Here is a 15672-nt window from a genome sequence, read left to right on the forward strand (position 1 = left end):
TGACTCTCCTTTAAAGTGTAGTTGCCTTATCTTAGGCATTGACGAGCCGATGTGGAATGCCTATCAACCTTATAAGACCAAAGAAACGCGGCGTTGTCAGATTATCCCTGATAGGATGAAAGAAAATATAAGTAGATTCGGGGCACTTCGAGATTTATGACCACCGCATTTTTTTCCCACGATGACTGCATGAAACACGACATGGGACCGGAGCACCCGGAGAGCCCCGGCCGCCTTGCAGCAATCATCAGTTACATAGCCGACACCGGAGTTGCTGAAAAGCTTGACTGGGTGCGGCCCGAAGAAATCACCCGTGATCAGCTCCTGAGTGTGCATCCCGAGCGTTACTTACAACAGCTCGACATGATGCAACCCACCAGAGGGCGGGTTTTCACCGATCCGGATACCGCCATGATGCCAGACACCCTGCGCGCCGCGAAACTGGCGGCCGGTGCCAACATCCAGGCGGTGGATATGGTGATGAGCAGCCAGGTAACTAACGCGTTCATCTGTGCACGGCCTCCCGGCCATCACGCCGAGCGCAGCAAGTCCATGGGCTTCTGTTTTTACAACAACGTCGCACTGGCTGCGATGCGCGCGCTCAACTTCCATCACCTTGAGCGGGTAGCCATCATTGATTTTGATGTGCATCAGGGAAATGGCACGGTAGACATTGTGAGCGGAGACGAACGCATACTGATGTGCTCCAGCTTCCAGCACCCCTTCTACCCGCACTCACACGTGCACCGGCAAGCCGATAACATCGTGAACATCCCCATCGAGGCGGGCTGCTCCGCTGCGGACTTCCGCAAACGGGTAGAATCCGGGTGGATCAAGCGCCTGAATGCCTTCAAACCTCAGGTTGTGCTTATATCTGCAGGGTTTGACGCTCACCGCCTTGACCCGATGGGAGAACTCAATCTGGAAACCGAGGACTATCGCTGGTTAACCGAAATTCTGGCAGGCGTAGCGGCAGAGCATAGTAACGATCGAATCATTTCAACACTCGAAGGTGGTTATCACCTGAAGGCACTCGCGGAAAGTGTAAATGCCCACCTGGACGTGCTGAGTTCGATCTACTGATTTACTGAAAGCAGCGAACTTGTCAGGCCAACAGCATTAGCCCGCGGAAGCGCCACCGTAGCCGTTGGCTTGCTGCAACCCGGGGCGATCGCCCTCACGCTGCAACCGAATCGTCGTGCGGCGATTTTCTGCAGCCCGACGGGAAACGGGGTATTGGTCCCCGTGGGCTCTCACTGTGATCAGATCCGGATCTACGCCACGATTTTTCAGGTAGTCCGCCACCACATTGGCGCGCTCCTCAGACAATGCCCGGTTGTCAATACGACTCCCGACACTATCACTGTGGCCATCAACAAATACACGCTCGACCGTGGTGTCAGCCATAAGATAGGCAACGATGTCGTCCAGCATATTCATATCAGCCTTGGACAGATTCTTGCTTCCGCTGGCAAATGCCACTCTCGAGCGTCCTATCTGATCAATATTCACCGGTAGCAGATTGGCCGCACAAGACCGGTAAAGCTGATACTGTCCGTTAAAGTTTATGTTCGACACCTGCACCCGGACCGGGCTCCCGTCATACCAGGACGCACGGGTAACGGTTGGGCGCATGCCATCCAGAAGGCCTTGCGCAAGAACGACCGCCTGACGCGTTTCCAGGGAAACCGGGCGCCTTCCCTCGGATATATCCACCGCGCCTACAGGTCTGGGAGCCACCCCCGGCCGCCAGGTGGGTGCCTCAACAACCAGCGAGCCACGCCCGGGCCGCATAAGAGGCGACTCAGATTCCAGGAAGAACGACAGGTTTTCACCAGCCCTGTGCCGGAAAACGGCACGACCATAGCCGGGAACCTCATGTACCAGAGAGCATTCGAAAACGGATTCGGCAAGATACCACTGACTGTTCGAAATTCCTGCGCCGTAGCTTCCTGCCAGGCCTGAGCCGGGCAAAAAGAAACCCAATGCCAGAACTCCCGGCAGTTTTCGCAATGTTCTGGAGAAAGCGATTGCCATAACAGTCATACCGTTGTTTCACGGATGTTTCGTGGTTTCCATGGTTAACGGCACCGGCGCGGTGTTCTTTAATCGACGAGAGGAAAAACAATCACCGGCGCGTTCTGCTATAATCGCCCAACTTTTCCGGGCTGAAGCGCCGTTCAAAGCAAACGCGCCTTTCACGCCTTTTATTCAGCTCTTTGAAGGTATCGCGGAAACCAGCTCATGACCGAACAGCTCACCCTTTTGCGCCCCGACGACTGGCACCTCCACGTTCGCGACGGCGATGTTCTGAAGGACGTCGTGCCGGCAACTGCAGCTTGTTTCGGGCGGGCTATCATCATGCCTAACCTTGTCCCCCCGGTTACAGATGCCACTACGGCGTCAGCGTATCGGGATCGCATACTGGCAGCGGCCAAAGGCACCGATTTCCGGCCCTTGATGACGCTTTATCTTACTGAATCAACTACTCGCGAAGATATCCTGGAAGCGAAGGCCGAAGGCGTTGTCGCCGCCAAACTTTATCCTGCCGGAGCCACCACAAACTCCGCCTCCGGCGTGCAGGATATCCGCAATATCTACCCGGTACTGGAAGCCATGTCAGAGTGCGGCATGCTGCTGCTTGTTCATGGCGAAGTCACCGACGCGGACATTGATATTTTTGATCGGGAGAAGGTGTTCCTTGAGCGTGTTCTGGCCCCCACATTGAAATCCTTCCCTAACCTCAAGGTTGTGCTTGAGCACATCACTACCGCTGATTCTGCGGAGTTTGTCCGGCATCACCAGGGCGACAACCTGGGTGCAACGCTTACGCCTCAGCACCTCATGTACAATCGCAATCACATGCTGGTGGGCGGGGTTCGCCCTCACTTGTACTGTCTCCCGATACTGAAGCGCAATCGGCACCAACAAGCCTTGAGAGATGCCATTGCCAGCGGCGACAAACGGTTCTTTCTGGGAACCGACTCGGCCCCGCACTCAAAGGATAAAAAAGAAGCCGCCTGCGGTTGCGCGGGCTGCTACTCTGCCTATGGCGCCATTGGGCTGTATGCAGACATTTTTGACGAGCTTGGCATTCTTGATCAGCTGGAAGCCTTTGCCAGCCTGAACGGGGCAGACTTCTATGGCCTGCCGCGAAATACCGATACTATTACCCTGGTGAAAAAACCCTGGACAATGCCGAATGAACTACCCCTGGCGGATGGAACCATCGTTCCTCTGAAAGCTGGCGAAACCATTAACTGGCGCCTTGCGTAAATGTCCCACGACTTCCTGATAAACGGCCACGACCGGAGCTTTAGTGACTGACGAAAACACACAATCGCACCCCATGTCCCGCAGATTCCGCGGTTTTTTACCCGTTGTTGTTGATGTGGAGACCGGCGGGTTCAATCCGGAACGTGATGCTCTGCTGGAAATAGCTGCGGTAATGCTGACAATGGATGAAGACGGCCGTTTACGCCGTGCCGAAACTCATGTTCAACAGATTGATCCGTTTGAAGGCGCCAATCTGGAGCAGTCGGCGCTGGACTTCACAGGGATCGACCCCTGGAACCCGGAGCGGGAGGCCGTTCCGGAACGCGAGGGCCTGAGTGAAATTTTCAGCCCCATCCGCCGGGCGGTCAAGGCACACGATTGCAAGCGCGCAGTGCTGGTTGGTCACAACGCAACCTTCGACCACAACTTCGTATTTGCGGCAGCACAACGGGCGGAAATCAATCGAAATCCGTTCCACCCTTTCTCTACATTTGATACGGCTACTCTTGCGGGCCTTGCCTATGGCCACACGGTTCTGGCGCAAGCCTGCAAATTGGCGGGCATCCCTTTCAATAACAAAGAAGCTCACTCCGCAGCCTATGATGCGGAAAAGACTGCCGACCTGTTCTGCGGGATCGTCAATCGTTGGCTCGAGCTGGGCGGGTTCCCGCCGCCAATGATTTCGGATGAAGCCGAATAACAGAGCCTTGATTGCATCAGATGGCAGCCACAAAAAAACCCGCATTTTCAATTGCGGGTTTTTTTGATTCCTGACTGCAACAAATACTGCTTACCAGTGAATGCCCCGCATAACGGCTGCGAATGCAACCTGTTCCGTGGACACCTTGGCCTTTTCAACAGACTTCCCGCCTACGCCCGGAGATGAATCCGGGAACATGCGATACCCTGTGTTCATTACTATTTCGCCCATCTTCGGCGCCAGTGCATGCAGCACCTGGGCAAAAATACCAAGACGCGTAGCAACACGCTTGGGGCGCTCAATAATTGCGTTCGTCACCAGATCCGCTGCCTCTTCCGGCGAGAGCGTCGGAACCGAGTCGTAGATCTTGGTGGGCGCAATCATTGGCGTTTTAACCAACGGCATGTTGATCGTGGTAAAGGTTACATTGCGGTCGGACCATTCAGACGCCGCGCATCGACTGAAAGCATCCAGCGCCGACTTGGACGCAACATAAGCCGAGAAACGTGGTGCGTTGGTAAGAACCCCGATGGAAGAAATGTTGACAACGTGCCCGCGATGACGCTCCAGCATGGAGGGAGCAAACCCCATGATCAGGCGAACAGAGCCAAAGTAATTCAGCTGCATGGTGCGCTCAAAATCGTGGAAACGATCGAACGACAACGACAGAGAACGACGGATGGAACGCCCGGCATTGTTCACCAGGACATCGACGTGACCGTGGTTATCCAAAACAGTTTTCACAAACCGGTCGCAATCTTCCATATCGGAGAAGTCACACTGGTAGGCATGCACATTGCCCCCCTTGGCCTCCAGGGACTCGGTAACCTCGTCCAGTTTTTCCTTGGTACGGGCACCAATCACCAGAATAGCACCGGCCTCCGCCAGCTTTTCCGCTGTTGCCAAACCAATACCGGACGTTGCACCGGTGATCACACACACCTTGCCTTCGACAGTGCCTTTCAGCGTATGGTCCCTGAACAGGTCCGGGTCGAGGTGACGCTCCCAGAAATCCCATATCACCGGAGCGTAACTCTCGAGGCGAGGAACCTCGATTCCCGAACCTTTGAGCGCCCGCTCGGTTTCACGAGCATCAAACCGGGTGGGATAATTTATAAAAGACAGCACTGAACGTGGAATACCCATATCGTCCAGCACAGCGCTGGTGATTCGTTTTACGGGCGGCAGGTTTTTCAGGCTCTGGCGAATAAACGGTGGCACAAAACCGAACATGCGAGAATCGATACGCATGCCCATTTTCGGCGCGTGGCCGGCCTCACAGAAAATATTGAGAATCTCACCGACTTTATAGGGATCAGAATCCACGAGATGGAAACACTTGCCATCTTCGCCTTCAAGGTGTGCGATGTGATCAAGCGCACCCACAACAAAGTCCACGGGCACAACGTTCAGACGGCCACCCTCAATACCAACGGTGGGAACCCACTGAGGCAGTGTGCGACGAATTTTCTGAATCATTTTGAAGAAATAGTAAGGGCCGTCGACCTTGTCCATTTCGCCAGTAACCGAGTGGCCAATTACCATACCCGGGCGATAAATACGGAAGGGTACCTTGCACTCTTCACGGACGACCCTTTCAGATTCATGCTTGGTCTTCAGATACGGATGGTCCAGTTTCTCCGCTTCCTCAAACATGTCCTCACGGAAAATACCCTTGAACAAGCCGGCTGCCGCAATGGATGAAACGTGGTGAAAGTGTTTGGCCTTCATCGCTTCAGCGGCATTTACGGCGGCCCTGGTGCCATCGATATTCGTTGCTTGCTGGGCTTCTTCATCAGCGCCCATATCGTAGACCGCCGCCAGGTGGAAAAAGTGGTCAACCTTTCCTGACAAAGCCTTAAGGGTTTTGGCATCAATGCCCAGGTTCTTGCTGGTCAGATCGCCAACTACGGCTTTAACACGGGATTCGTCTACGCCCCACCGCTCTCTGAGTGCGTCAAGCTTTCCCCGGGACTGCTCTCGTACAAGCAAATGCACTGTGCCGCCACGCGCCAGAAGTTTTTCCACTAGGAAACGGCCGATAAACCCGGTACCACCGGTCAGGAAATAATTCATTGATAATCCACCCTGCCTGTTGCTCTGTTGTTGTCTGCCCACGCCACATCTGTTCGACTAAAGTCTGATACAAGCTCTGCGCGGTCGGCATTGTACTTAAATGCAATATTCATGTATCGGACTATTTTAGAGCTTTTACTCTGCAACCCCTTGTTTTAAATAGAGCCATTACTCTAAAAGCCGATGGATACGCCTGTATTTTTTACCTACATAACAAATTTTAGACTAGCACAGTAATCGGCGCCCGCCCTCCCCGGCGATGAATTACCGCAAAGCAATGAAACAGCCTGCCAGCAATGCCATAATCCGGAACTTGTTGCCTTTTCAGGCGTCAACTCTTTCCACAGACCAAGTAATATCCGGAAGCCAGACAATGCAGAATGATAATCCGAACACTGAACGCTACATCGCCATTGCCCGAGCCTGCCTCAAAGCCATCAACGACACGGCAGAAAATTCCGGAGACCGGGAACAAAAAATCCAGGCGGTTTACCAGGCAATCGACACAGCGTTCCAGGCAGAGTTTGCCGATTACCGTAAGTCCGTCGCTATCATGGCAACCGTGCTGGAAAAAATCGCTTCCGGCCAGCTTGACGGTGAAAAAGCCACAGAACTGGCTCGCAAAACTCTGGATCAACAGCCCGAGAATACCCGCAAGGCAATGATGCACTGAAATGGAACGCTCCATTTCGGCGCCAGAGCGTACATCCAGATGAACGTTTCAGAAGCTCCTTAACGGATAACAGAGGCCCTATGCGAATTGGTATCCACTTGAACGCGAAAATACAGGTGCTGGGGGCAAATGCATTTGCGCTCCTTTTGCTTATGTTCGTCAGCTCCTTTACCACTGCTGCACAAGCGCCGGAAAAGAGCCCCAACGATAACAATGAGTATCGTTTTATTGAGCTGGATAACGGCTTGCGGGCCATTCTGGTGTTCGACAAGGATGCAGACAAATCTGCCGCCTCCATGAACGTGGCTGTTGGCAGCGGGGACGATCCGAAAGAGCGGGAAGGTATCTCTCATTTCCTGGAGCACATGCTGTTTCTGGGTACGGAAAAATATCCTGAGCCCGGCGAGTATCAACAGTTCATCAAAAGCCACGGCGGCAGCCATAACGCCTTTACCGCATTCAGCAATACCAACTATTTCTTTGACATCCAGGCTGACTATCTGGAGCCGGCGCTGGATCGCTTTGCCCAGCAGTTTGCAGCACCCCTTTTTACAGCCGAGCTTGTTGATCGCGAGCGCAATGCCGTTCATTCAGAGTTTAGTGCGAAACAAAAAGAAGACGGCCGCCGCTTCTATTCCGTCAAGAAAGCCTCCAGTAACCCTGAGCACGCTTTCCATCAGTTCGCGGTCGGCAACCTGACCACGCTGGAAAATACCGACACCAATCCCCTTCGGCCCGATCTGATTGAGTTCTGGAAAACCCATTATTCCTCTAACCTGATGACTCTCGCCGTTTATGGCCCGCAGCCGCTGGACAAGCTTGAAGCCATGGTGCGGTCTCGCTTTGACGCCATTGAAAATCGCAACCTGACACCGAAGGTTCACAGCGCAGCCCTTTTGGAGCCTGAAACCTTACCCGCAAAAGTAAGGGCAGAAGCCATCAAGGATGTTCGCAGCCTGACACTGTCGTTCCCGATTTCATCTCAGAAAAAAAACTACCGCACAAAGCCGGCGAGCTACATTGCCAATCTGTTGGGCCATGAAGGGCCAGGAAGCCTTTTTGATGTGCTCAAAAAGAACGGCTTGGCAGACAGCCTGTCAGCAGGCATTGGCATGGACACAGGTGAAAACGCCACTTTGGACATCAGTATTGCGCTCACGCCCGAGGGCCTGATACGGCATGAAGAAATTCTGCCGCTGGTCTTCCGGTACATCGACATAGTTCGCGAGCAAGGTATCAAGCAGCAGCGTTTTGAAGAAATGCAGCGGCTGACACAAATCGACTTTCGCTTTCGCGAACAGGGCGAGCCCATACATGAAGCCATGCGCCTGTCGAGCCAACTCCAGCACTACCCGGCAGAAGACATTCTCAGCGCACCCTGGCTGATGGAGCGTTATGCACCAGATCAGTATCTGGCTATTCTTTCCAGACTGACACCGGGCAACGTAATGGCTTATCTATTGGCCCCGCAGCCCGAATTGAAGGACCCGAACTTCACCCAGTGGTATGAAACACCCTGGCAAATCGAACCTCTGGATGTGGAGACCCTTCAGTCCAACGCACCAGACGACCTGGCCAAAGCACTTCGGCTTCCGTTGCCCAACCCGTTTGTACCGGAAAATCTGGCCATGGTGTCTGGCAAAACCATGAGCAAACCTGAACTGCTTGGCAGTCAGGATGGCATGGCAATCTGGTTTGCACGGGACACCCGCTTCAATACGCCAAAAGCCAACGTGTTCTTCAGCTTGCGTACCCCGGCGGCCCGTGTTTCGGCGCGCAGCCACGTGCTTACAAGGCTGCTCGTAGACAGCATCAACAACAACCTGAACGCCTGGGCGTATTCTGCGCGCCTTGCGGGGCTGGACTACAGCATTTATCCGCACTTGCGTGGTATCACGGTTCGGGTTGGCGGCTATAACGACAAACTGCACACACTGATGAACCGCATTCTCATGCAGGTTGCTGAGCCAGAGATCACCCGGCAACGATTCGATATCGCCCGCCAAAATATGATCGACAGCCTGCAGAACAAAGCCAAGGACCGGCCGGTGGAGCAGACATCAGAATTCATTCAGGCGGCGCTGTTAGAGGACACCTGGAGCACTGAAGATAAACTGCAGGCCGCCAGAGAAGTGACCCTCGACGAACTCATGTCTTTCGCTGATGCACTGCTCTCGGAAGTCGACCCGGTTCTGCTCGCTCATGGCAACATTACAGAAGCTTACGCCCTCAACCTGGCGCAGCAGATTGATGCCATTGTTCTGGGTAAAAGCGACGTAGTAGCGGTTGAGCGCAGCCGCGTTCGTAAGCTACCCGAAAAGGAAATGCTGGTATCTCTGAACGTAGAACACCCGGATACCGGGTACACACTCTATATGCAGGGCAAGAATACCAGCTTTGAAGAGCGCGCCCGCTTCCGCCTGCTGGCGCAGATTATAAGCAGCCCGTTTTATGAAGAAATCCGTACCACCCGCCAGCTCGGATACATCGTGTATGCAACACCATTCGAAATGCTCGAAACGCCGGCCCTGGGCTTTGTCGTTCAATCCCCCACTTCCAGCCAGGAAGCCATCGACCAGGCGATTCGGGAATTCACTGAAGGCTTTGAAACAACCCTCAGTAATCTGAGTGCCGAGCGTCTTAAGCGTGAAAAGCAGGCAGTTATCAGCAGCCTTCTGGAGCGGGACCGCCAGCTGGGCGATATTTCAGGGCGCTACTGGCGCGAGATTGATCGCGGCGTAAATAGCTTTGATTCTCGAGAGAAGCTCGCGAAAGCCGTTAAAGCAGTCAGCCTTGAAGAGCTGAAGGCCGCATTCAGGGATTCAGTAGTAAACCGGGACAGGGCGCTGCGCGTGGTGACTGGGGGCGACGGGTTGAGTGCGAATAAAGCTCGCGATCTTATTCTTCAGCAACCACCGGTTACAGCCGAGTAAATACAGAAGCTACTTATCGACGGCCAGACGCTGAAAACGCGCCCAGTCTTCCGGCTCATCCACATCCCAACGGGGCTCCAGCAAAACAACGCTGAGCCCCAACTTCTTCAGCCGTTCACAGGTTTGCTCAAGAACAGCTTCAGTGCCCCACTCAATATCATCCAGCATATGTGGAACCACCCGGCGAACGCCAATCAGCACATAGCCACCGTCATCGGACGGCCCCAGAACCACATCATAATCCTGCAGACTGGCCACTGCCTGATGCACGTACCCTGGTTCAACCGAAGGGCAATCGCTACCGACAATCATCGCTAACGGGTGCGACTCCAGACCAGTACCAAGCGCATCCAGCATACGATCGCCAAGATTACCGCCCTGCTGTATTCGGTGCTCCAGACCTCGGTGCTCGATGGCGCGAACAACCTCCTGCGCATCCCCTGGCACAGCCTCCACTGCCCTGTCCCACCAGAACTGTACAGGAAGACCAGAGCCACACAGGTTATCCAACACCGCAAGCGTAAGAGCTAAGTGCGCATCCAGCGCCCCGGAGACCCCCAGCGCCGGAATAAGGCGGGTTTTCACTCGTCCGGCTTCCGGCCACTTGGCAAATTGCATTAACAGCGCACGGGAGACTTCAGTTTTTTGCATTACGAACGTCCGAACGGTAGGAGTGAGCAAGCGTGTCTGGTGATTCACCGCGCCAATAGCGCCAGCGTAAACGCCACATAAGTAAAATCGTACGCCAGACACCGCCCTGCTCCCAGCGCCGGCTATCCGTGATCACCGGATTGTGAATACAGAAGGGGCGTGAAACCAGACGGAAGCGTTTAGAGAACTCTATATCCTCCATGATCGGCAGGGTATCAAACCCGCGCAAAGCTTCGAAAATCTCCCTGCGCACAAACAGCGCCTGATCGCCGGTGCACATGCCCGTTAACCGGGAGCGTTGATTCATGAACCAGGCAATCACCCGGAACATCGCGCCCTGACCGCTCAGGCGCACATCGAAGCGGCCCCAGGCTTTGTCGCTTGAAACAAATGCTCTCAAGTAATCCTGTGCATTTGAAGGAAGGCGAGTATCCGCATGCAGAAATAACAACACCCCGCCTCTGGCAACAGAAGCACCCGCATTCATCTGCGCGCCTCTGCCTTTTGGTGACTGAACCATCCGATCCGCAAGCGGGGCTGCCAGCCTGGCGGTGCCGTCCGTGCTACCCGCATCCACAACAATCACCTCGTGGCCCGCGGCGCGCAACGGTTGCAGAGCGCCGAGCGTTTTCTCAACAGCCGAAGCCTCCATCCAGACCGGCACAACGATGCTTAGCGAAAAAAGGTCAGACAAAACGCACTCCCATACATACAGAAAACACGGTAACACCTTGAGCCGTAAGCTTCAGGCCGTTATCATACCGATCTTCTGAAAGAAGCGCCTTCGTAGCTCATCTGGATAGAGCGTCCCCCTCCTAAGGGGAAGGTAGCAGGTTCGAGTCCTGCCGAGGGCACCATTTACCCTTCCGTACCGATCCATCGCAAGCATCAACTAACTGTTTTTAAAGTACTTTACCGACAACCCGCATCCTTATCGATCCACAATATTCCGCCCCAATCTACGCATTCTGGGGGTACATTTGGGGTGCAAACTGAAATACACCCCGCTATAGTAGATTTTGTACCCCCAAAAAGAGTTCAAGCCCCGCCATGTCCAGGCCTATAAACCTCCTGACCGACAAAAAGGTCCAATCCGCCAAGTTCGAGAAGCTCGGCAAACGAACCAAGCTCGCCGATGGCGCCGGACTTTACTTGGACATCCAGCCATCTGGGAAGTATTGGAGGATGAAATACCGATTCGACGGCAAGGAGAAAACACTTGCACTTGGCGTCTACCCAGATGTCTCGCTGAAACTGGCTCGGGAGCGTCGAAAGGAGGCCCGGGAGCAGATTGCCGACGGCATTGATCCAAACGAGGTGAGAAAAGAGCAGAAAGCTGCCAAAAAGGAGCAAGCGGACACGTTCAAGGCCGTTGCGGAGGACTGGCTCGAGCTCAAGAAAGGAGAACTTGCCGACAGCACGCTGGAAGTCTCGAAGCGAAGGCTTGAAACCTGGGCCTTCCCTAAACTAGGTCACGTGCCGATCAGGGAAATCAAGCCAGCGACTGTCATGGAAGCTCTGAGACCCATTGAAGAACAGGGCAAATTCGAGACCGCTCATCGAATCCGGCAACGCATTGGCGAGATCTTTCGCTTTGCAGTAGCAGCTGATCGTGCTGAGGTAGACCCCACAGCCACGCTGAAAGGCCAACTCAAAACCACGCCAACAAGACATAGATCCGCGATTACCAACCCGGATGAGTTAGGCAAGCTGCTCAAAGCAATCGACGCCTACGGAGGGCACGCATCCTCCAGAGCTGCCTTAAAACTCGCGCCTATGCTGTTCCTTAGACCGGGCGAACTGCGAAACGCGGAATGGAGCGAGATCGATCTGGACACTGCCATCTGGGTCGTTCCAGGCAAGCGCATGAAAGGCACTCAGAAGGCCAAGAGAGCAGGCCAAGTGCCGGATCATATTGTGCCCCTGTCGACACAGTCCGTCGAAATCCTGAAAGAGCTCAAGGCCATTACCGGCCATCAAAGTCTGGTGTTCGAATCCGTCAAACGGGGCCGCCCACTGTCAGAGAACACTATTAACGTAGCACTCAAGTCGATGGGCTACGACGGTTCCACAATGGTCGGACATGGGTTTCGAGCGACCGCATCGACCCTCTTGCATGAACTGGGCTGGCTACCGGAAATAATTGAGCTTCAATTGGCCCACAAGCAACGCAATCAGGTTGCAGCTGCTTACAACCGCTCTGCGCGCCTTGAAGATCGGAAGGTGATGATGCAGGAATGGGCTGATTACCTAGATCGAACTAAAAAACCCAGTTAATACTCTGATTGCTGCTTGCATCAATCATCTTTGATGCCCGAGCCATGCTTGTTACAAACCTCTTCCCAAGCATTTTTTACGTCCCGAATCTCACAAGCCAAGTCACGCGAGGCTGTGAAGGCATGCACATATTCAATGCCTTTCTCGGAGACATTCATCACCCCATCGAGGTCATTCGCCTCACAAGCCAATATCGCGTTTACCAGTCTTTCATAAGCCTCCAACCGAGACAGCCTCTTGGAGAGGCTCCCTTCCTGGTGAGATAACCGTTTTTCACGAAATTCGAGCTCATCACCTTTCGCCTTCAGTATTTGAGAACGCTCTTTCATTATCTGGCGCTGATGCTTCAGGGTAACACTCTCACTCCTTCTGATCTCAGCTTCATCGTTTATCAGATTCTCAACCAGTGTCGATTGACGCAGCCTGCTAACCTTGGACAGCGACTCCAATTTGGCGCACACAGAGTCTCTGAGATCCAGGCGTTTGATCGATCGCTTCTCCTTTTCACGGACCAAAGCTGCTCTTTTTTGCCTTACAGCATCCTGCAGCAATCTAAACCGAAATTCTCCATCCTCCGAACGCAGGACTTCTGCAACCATTTCGGCTAACTTTGCTCGTGGCGTCATATCGGCCACAGACCTCCAACGGTTATTGACTGGGAGGTCCACTTTGCGTTCCTGAAGGTACCCGACCGCGAATTCTTCAAGCCCATCTCTCTGAACTCGATCAGCCCATTTCTCAATTCTTGACCTCACTTGGCGGCTACCCCCAAAATTTGATAATGACTCTCGTTATCATTTAACGTCACTCATAAGACCATATCATGATCAAAACGTTGTACAAACGTTATGTTGCATGAGTATGCTATATCGTACCTACTCAATATACTAAAATTGTCATGCTGCTACGCCTTTCACACATCGATTGCTCACCATTTTCGAAGTTCTTTCTACTGAAATTCACGGCACGTTATGGCGATCAGTCGCCTTGGCTAGACCAGGTGATGGAAATCATTCGCGCAATCGAGTTACCGAAGTCGAGGTTCTACACGGTCGTCACAGAGCTGCGTTCATTAGGCATTCTGGAAGTCCTAAAGACCGAACCAACGGAGGTCCCTCAGGTCCGGTATCGGATCAAGATTGAAGAACCGAAAATATGCTCGCTTACCCTCAGCAAACAACCGCACCTACACAAACGCAAAATCGACCAGTTACTGATATGGAGTTCACGTTCGATTAGTGCACGGCCTCATCAGTTAACGATACCGCAGCGGGTGCTGATGATTGCCTTACTTGAGGAGGCCGACGCGGGGGGAATAATCAGAAATGTCGGTTTTTCTGATTTTGCTCAAAGGACTGGGTTGGCTACCCGACAGGTTAAGAACCAAATGACGAAGCTCCGGGAGTTTCACTATGTTCGGGTTTCACTCCCGGGCGGAAACGCAACAGGCCTAACTGGACGGTATAACAGCGTCCACGCACTAAATCTAAGGCATCCTGGCTTCGGTCAGCAGTGTGCACGTAGGGGCATAGTGATTTTTTTTCAGCGATCAGTTCCGCCGCTTACAGAAGAAGACCTTAACTTTTTTCACTACCAACGCCTGAAATTGCTCAATCACCTTTCGAAGCTAATGCGTGCTTCAAGAGGACAGATTGGCGAAAGTGACGAGCTTGTCAAGCTCGCAAACCGGGCAGGCAATCTTAACGCTTCCGCCCCTTGGATTTTCCTGAACTGGCTTTGCCATGATCTAGCCTCACGGACATTATCGGAACTCTGGAAGGAGCTATCAGAACTGGCAGTCGTCGACCTTGATGCCATCATCAGCAAGAAAATCCGAGGAGAGTGGCTGTCGGCCTATCGCGCAATCATCGAAGTGGATGACGACGAGCATCCCGGACAAAAAAAGGCCGTACTAAGCAAACAACCCAACCTGCCTTTGCTTCACTTGATCGAAGTGAACTTGAGGACTACCGTGCGTAGCATCGCTATTGGGATAAAAAAAGCTCTTAAGGACTCGGAAGTTCTACCTGAGCAAATCCACAACTACCACTTCCAGATCCTCCCAAGCCCTCACAAAGGCAAACACAGTCAATTCGCACTGGAGATTACGACGCCGGATCAAAACCAGTTGGCCCAAACAAATACGTTTGCGTTGGCTCTAGGTTTCAATCCGAAGAAGGAAAAGGTAACGGCTAACAGCATTACCGATATCTATGAGCTAGAACACAGCGCACTGGCAACGACGGGCATAGCCACTCCACCACTGACCTGCCCTTTGCTCTCCACGATACCGAGAGCGCAGAAATGATTCCGGACCAGACGGACCACCGTTTATGCCACTGGTGAGCACGCCTTGAACGCGGTGTCTTTCACTGCAGATAACCAAGCCCAGCGAACCTCGGTAGCGGACAATCTGATTATTTTCTACATGCCCTTCCGATCTTTTGAACCAAGAGATCGGGAGGTCAATCATGCAAATCCTCAGGCTCAGAGACGTTATTCAAAAGACAGGCCTTGGCCGCTCATCAATTTATAAGTTTTCAGGCCAAGGCTTATTCCCCTGCCCCATAAAGCTTGGTGGCATGTCAGTTGGCTGGACAGCAGATCGAATAGAGCGATGGATTGTTGAACGAATTCGCGAGCGTGATTCCGTCGCCGGAAATGCAGAGCACACTACGCCATGGGCCGTCACTATTGGAAAGGAAGGCAAAGGCCAAACGGGCCTTCGGGTCCTCCGAATAAAGCAAGTTATTGAGCTAACAGGCCTGGCTCGGGCCACGGTGTACAAATACATTCACGAGAGAGCATTTCCGCTTCCGGTATCACTGGTAGGTGCCTCGGTAGGCTGGCTGCAGGCCGAAGTCGAGTATTGGCTGGCTTCCTGTACTGGAGAGAGTAGCGATGAGCCCTTCATTGAATCTGAAGCGTCATCCGAAGCTGCCTAACCCATCGTCAACAAACCGATCTCAGTAACGCCTTGTAGTGGTCAACTAATCCCGGACAGTATTTTAAGTTTTTCTTCCGCGACCACAGGTGGCATGCCGTCATTGAATGTATGAGGGCGCTGCCGGTTGTAGTAGTCCATC

Annotated in this window: 14 protein-coding genes and 1 tRNA gene; 10 read left to right on the plus strand and 5 right to left on the minus strand. The window is 53.3% G+C overall.

Features of this window, described 5'->3' with window-relative positions; all coding sequences use genetic code 11:
• Nucleotides 1-156: 156 nt before the first annotated feature.
• On the plus strand, nt 157-1083 hold the full coding sequence (locus ACN0RL_RS17900) for a histone deacetylase family protein (protein WP_417519267.1): 927 nt from the start codon (nt 157-159) through the stop codon (nt 1081-1083).
• Between the two features lie 36 nt (nt 1084-1119).
• On the opposite strand, the gene ACN0RL_RS17905 is transcribed toward ACN0RL_RS17900, so the two are convergent.
• Nucleotides 1120-2037, minus strand: coding sequence for a flagellar protein MotY (locus tag ACN0RL_RS17905; protein WP_417519269.1), 918 nt, complete (start codon nt 2035-2037; stop codon nt 1120-1122).
• 40 nt (nt 2038-2077) lie between these two features.
• Here ACN0RL_RS17905 and ACN0RL_RS17910 point away from each other — a divergent pair, with 40 nt between their 5' ends.
• The 3 genes from ACN0RL_RS17910 to rnt are packed head-to-tail and all read left to right on the plus strand — an operon-like array spanning nt 2078 to nt 3976.
• On the plus strand, nt 2078-2248 hold the full coding sequence (locus ACN0RL_RS17910) for a hypothetical protein (protein ID WP_417519271.1): 171 nt from the start codon (nt 2078-2080) through the stop codon (nt 2246-2248).
• Nucleotides 2245-3276 carry a dihydroorotase gene (gene pyrC, locus ACN0RL_RS17915; protein WP_417519273.1) on the plus strand — a complete coding sequence of 344 codons (1032 nt, stop codon included), beginning with the start codon at nt 2245-2247 and terminating at the stop codon, nt 3274-3276. The genes ACN0RL_RS17910 and pyrC overlap by 4 nt, the downstream gene beginning before the upstream one ends.
• A 43-nt stretch (nt 3277-3319) precedes the next feature.
• Nucleotides 3320-3976, plus strand: coding sequence for a ribonuclease T (gene rnt / locus ACN0RL_RS17920; RefSeq protein WP_417519275.1), 657 nt, complete (start codon nt 3320-3322; stop codon nt 3974-3976).
• Nucleotides 3977-4066: 90 nt separating this feature from the next.
• On the opposite strand, the gene ACN0RL_RS17925 is transcribed toward rnt, so the two are convergent.
• The gene (locus tag ACN0RL_RS17925; RefSeq protein WP_417519277.1) at nt 4067-6052 is read right to left on the minus strand and encodes an SDR family oxidoreductase; all 1986 of its coding nucleotides are present in this window, start codon (nt 6050-6052) and stop codon (nt 4067-4069) included.
• A 373-nt stretch (nt 6053-6425) separates the two neighbouring features.
• Between ACN0RL_RS17925 and ACN0RL_RS17930 the strand changes: the two genes are divergently transcribed.
• Both ACN0RL_RS17930 and ACN0RL_RS17935 read left to right on the plus strand, forming a co-directional pair.
• Nucleotides 6426-6725, plus strand: coding sequence for a hypothetical protein (locus ACN0RL_RS17930; protein ID WP_417519279.1), 300 nt, complete (start codon nt 6426-6428; stop codon nt 6723-6725).
• An 80-nt stretch (nt 6726-6805) separates the two neighbouring features.
• Nucleotides 6806-9658: an insulinase family protein gene (locus tag ACN0RL_RS17935; protein WP_417519281.1), complete on the plus strand. Its 2853-nt coding sequence runs from the start codon at nt 6806-6808 to the stop codon at nt 9656-9658.
• A gap of 9 nt (nt 9659-9667) precedes the next feature.
• Here the strand turns inward: ACN0RL_RS17935 and ACN0RL_RS17940 are convergent, their stop codons facing one another.
• Together ACN0RL_RS17940 and ACN0RL_RS17945 are read right to left on the minus strand one after the other, a co-directional pair.
• Nucleotides 9668-10309 (minus strand): TIGR04282 family arsenosugar biosynthesis glycosyltransferase, encoded by a 642-nt coding sequence (locus ACN0RL_RS17940; RefSeq protein ID WP_417519283.1) that lies wholly within the window; start codon nt 10307-10309, stop codon nt 9668-9670.
• Nucleotides 10296-11003 carry a TIGR04283 family arsenosugar biosynthesis glycosyltransferase gene (locus ACN0RL_RS17945; protein WP_417519285.1) on the minus strand — a complete coding sequence of 236 codons (708 nt, stop codon included), beginning with the start codon at nt 11001-11003 and terminating at the stop codon, nt 10296-10298. Before ACN0RL_RS17945 ends, ACN0RL_RS17940 begins: the two co-directional genes overlap by 14 nt.
• A gap of 86 nt (nt 11004-11089) precedes the next feature.
• Between ACN0RL_RS17945 and ACN0RL_RS17950 the strand changes: the two genes are divergently transcribed.
• Together ACN0RL_RS17950 and ACN0RL_RS17955 are read left to right on the plus strand one after the other, a co-directional pair.
• Nucleotides 11090-11166 (plus strand) — tRNA-Arg (locus ACN0RL_RS17950).
• A 193-nt stretch (nt 11167-11359) separates the two neighbouring features.
• A complete protein-coding gene (locus ACN0RL_RS17955; RefSeq protein ID WP_417519287.1) occupies nt 11360-12586 on the plus strand; it encodes a tyrosine-type recombinase/integrase in 1227 nt (408 codons plus the stop codon).
• A 20-nt stretch (nt 12587-12606) separates the two neighbouring features.
• On the opposite strand, the gene ACN0RL_RS17960 is transcribed toward ACN0RL_RS17955, so the two are convergent.
• Nucleotides 12607-13221 carry a hypothetical protein gene (locus ACN0RL_RS17960; protein WP_417519289.1) on the minus strand — a complete coding sequence of 205 codons (615 nt, stop codon included), beginning with the start codon at nt 13219-13221 and terminating at the stop codon, nt 12607-12609.
• A gap of 368 nt (nt 13222-13589) precedes the next feature.
• On the opposite strand from ACN0RL_RS17960, the gene ACN0RL_RS17965 reads away from it, so the two are divergent.
• Nucleotides 13590-14894: a hypothetical protein gene (locus tag ACN0RL_RS17965; RefSeq protein WP_417519291.1), complete on the plus strand. Its 1305-nt coding sequence runs from the start codon at nt 13590-13592 to the stop codon at nt 14892-14894.
• A gap of 163 nt (nt 14895-15057) precedes the next feature.
• Complete coding sequence (locus ACN0RL_RS17970; RefSeq protein WP_417519293.1) at nt 15058-15531, plus strand: AlpA family phage regulatory protein; 474 nt, start codon at nt 15058-15060, stop codon at nt 15529-15531.
• The last annotated feature ends 141 nt before the right edge of the window (nt 15532-15672 follow it).

Source organism: Marinobacter sp. (assembly GCF_048259445.1).
Classification (GTDB): domain Bacteria; phylum Pseudomonadota; class Gammaproteobacteria; order Pseudomonadales; family Oleiphilaceae; genus Marinobacter.

Bases quoted from the DNA above. Each gene is read 5' to 3' on its own strand.
- ACN0RL_RS17965 (WP_417519291.1), top strand. From the start codon at position 13,590: ATGGAAATCATTCGCGCAATCGAGTTACCGAAGTCGAGGTTCTACACG.
- ACN0RL_RS17940 (WP_417519283.1), bottom strand. From the start codon at position 10,309: ATGCAAAAAACTGAAGTCTCCCGTGCGCTGTTAATGCAATTTGCCAAG.
- ACN0RL_RS17910 (WP_417519271.1), top strand. From the start codon at position 2,078: ATGGTTAACGGCACCGGCGCGGTGTTCTTTAATCGACGAGAGGAAAAA.
- ACN0RL_RS17905 (WP_417519269.1), bottom strand. From the start codon at position 2,037: ATGGCAATCGCTTTCTCCAGAACATTGCGAAAACTGCCGGGAGTTCTG.
- ACN0RL_RS17970 (WP_417519293.1), top strand. From the start codon at position 15,058: ATGCAAATCCTCAGGCTCAGAGACGTTATTCAAAAGACAGGCCTTGGC.
- ACN0RL_RS17930 (WP_417519279.1), top strand. From the start codon at position 6,426: ATGCAGAATGATAATCCGAACACTGAACGCTACATCGCCATTGCCCGA.
- ACN0RL_RS17925 (WP_417519277.1), bottom strand. From the start codon at position 6,052: ATGAATTATTTCCTGACCGGTGGTACCGGGTTTATCGGCCGTTTCCTA.
- ACN0RL_RS17900 (WP_417519267.1), top strand. From the start codon at position 157: ATGACCACCGCATTTTTTTCCCACGATGACTGCATGAAACACGACATG.
- ACN0RL_RS17955 (WP_417519287.1), top strand. From the start codon at position 11,360: ATGTCCAGGCCTATAAACCTCCTGACCGACAAAAAGGTCCAATCCGCC.
- ACN0RL_RS17935 (WP_417519281.1), top strand. From the start codon at position 6,806: ATGCGAATTGGTATCCACTTGAACGCGAAAATACAGGTGCTGGGGGCA.
- pyrC (WP_417519273.1), top strand. From the start codon at position 2,245: ATGACCGAACAGCTCACCCTTTTGCGCCCCGACGACTGGCACCTCCAC.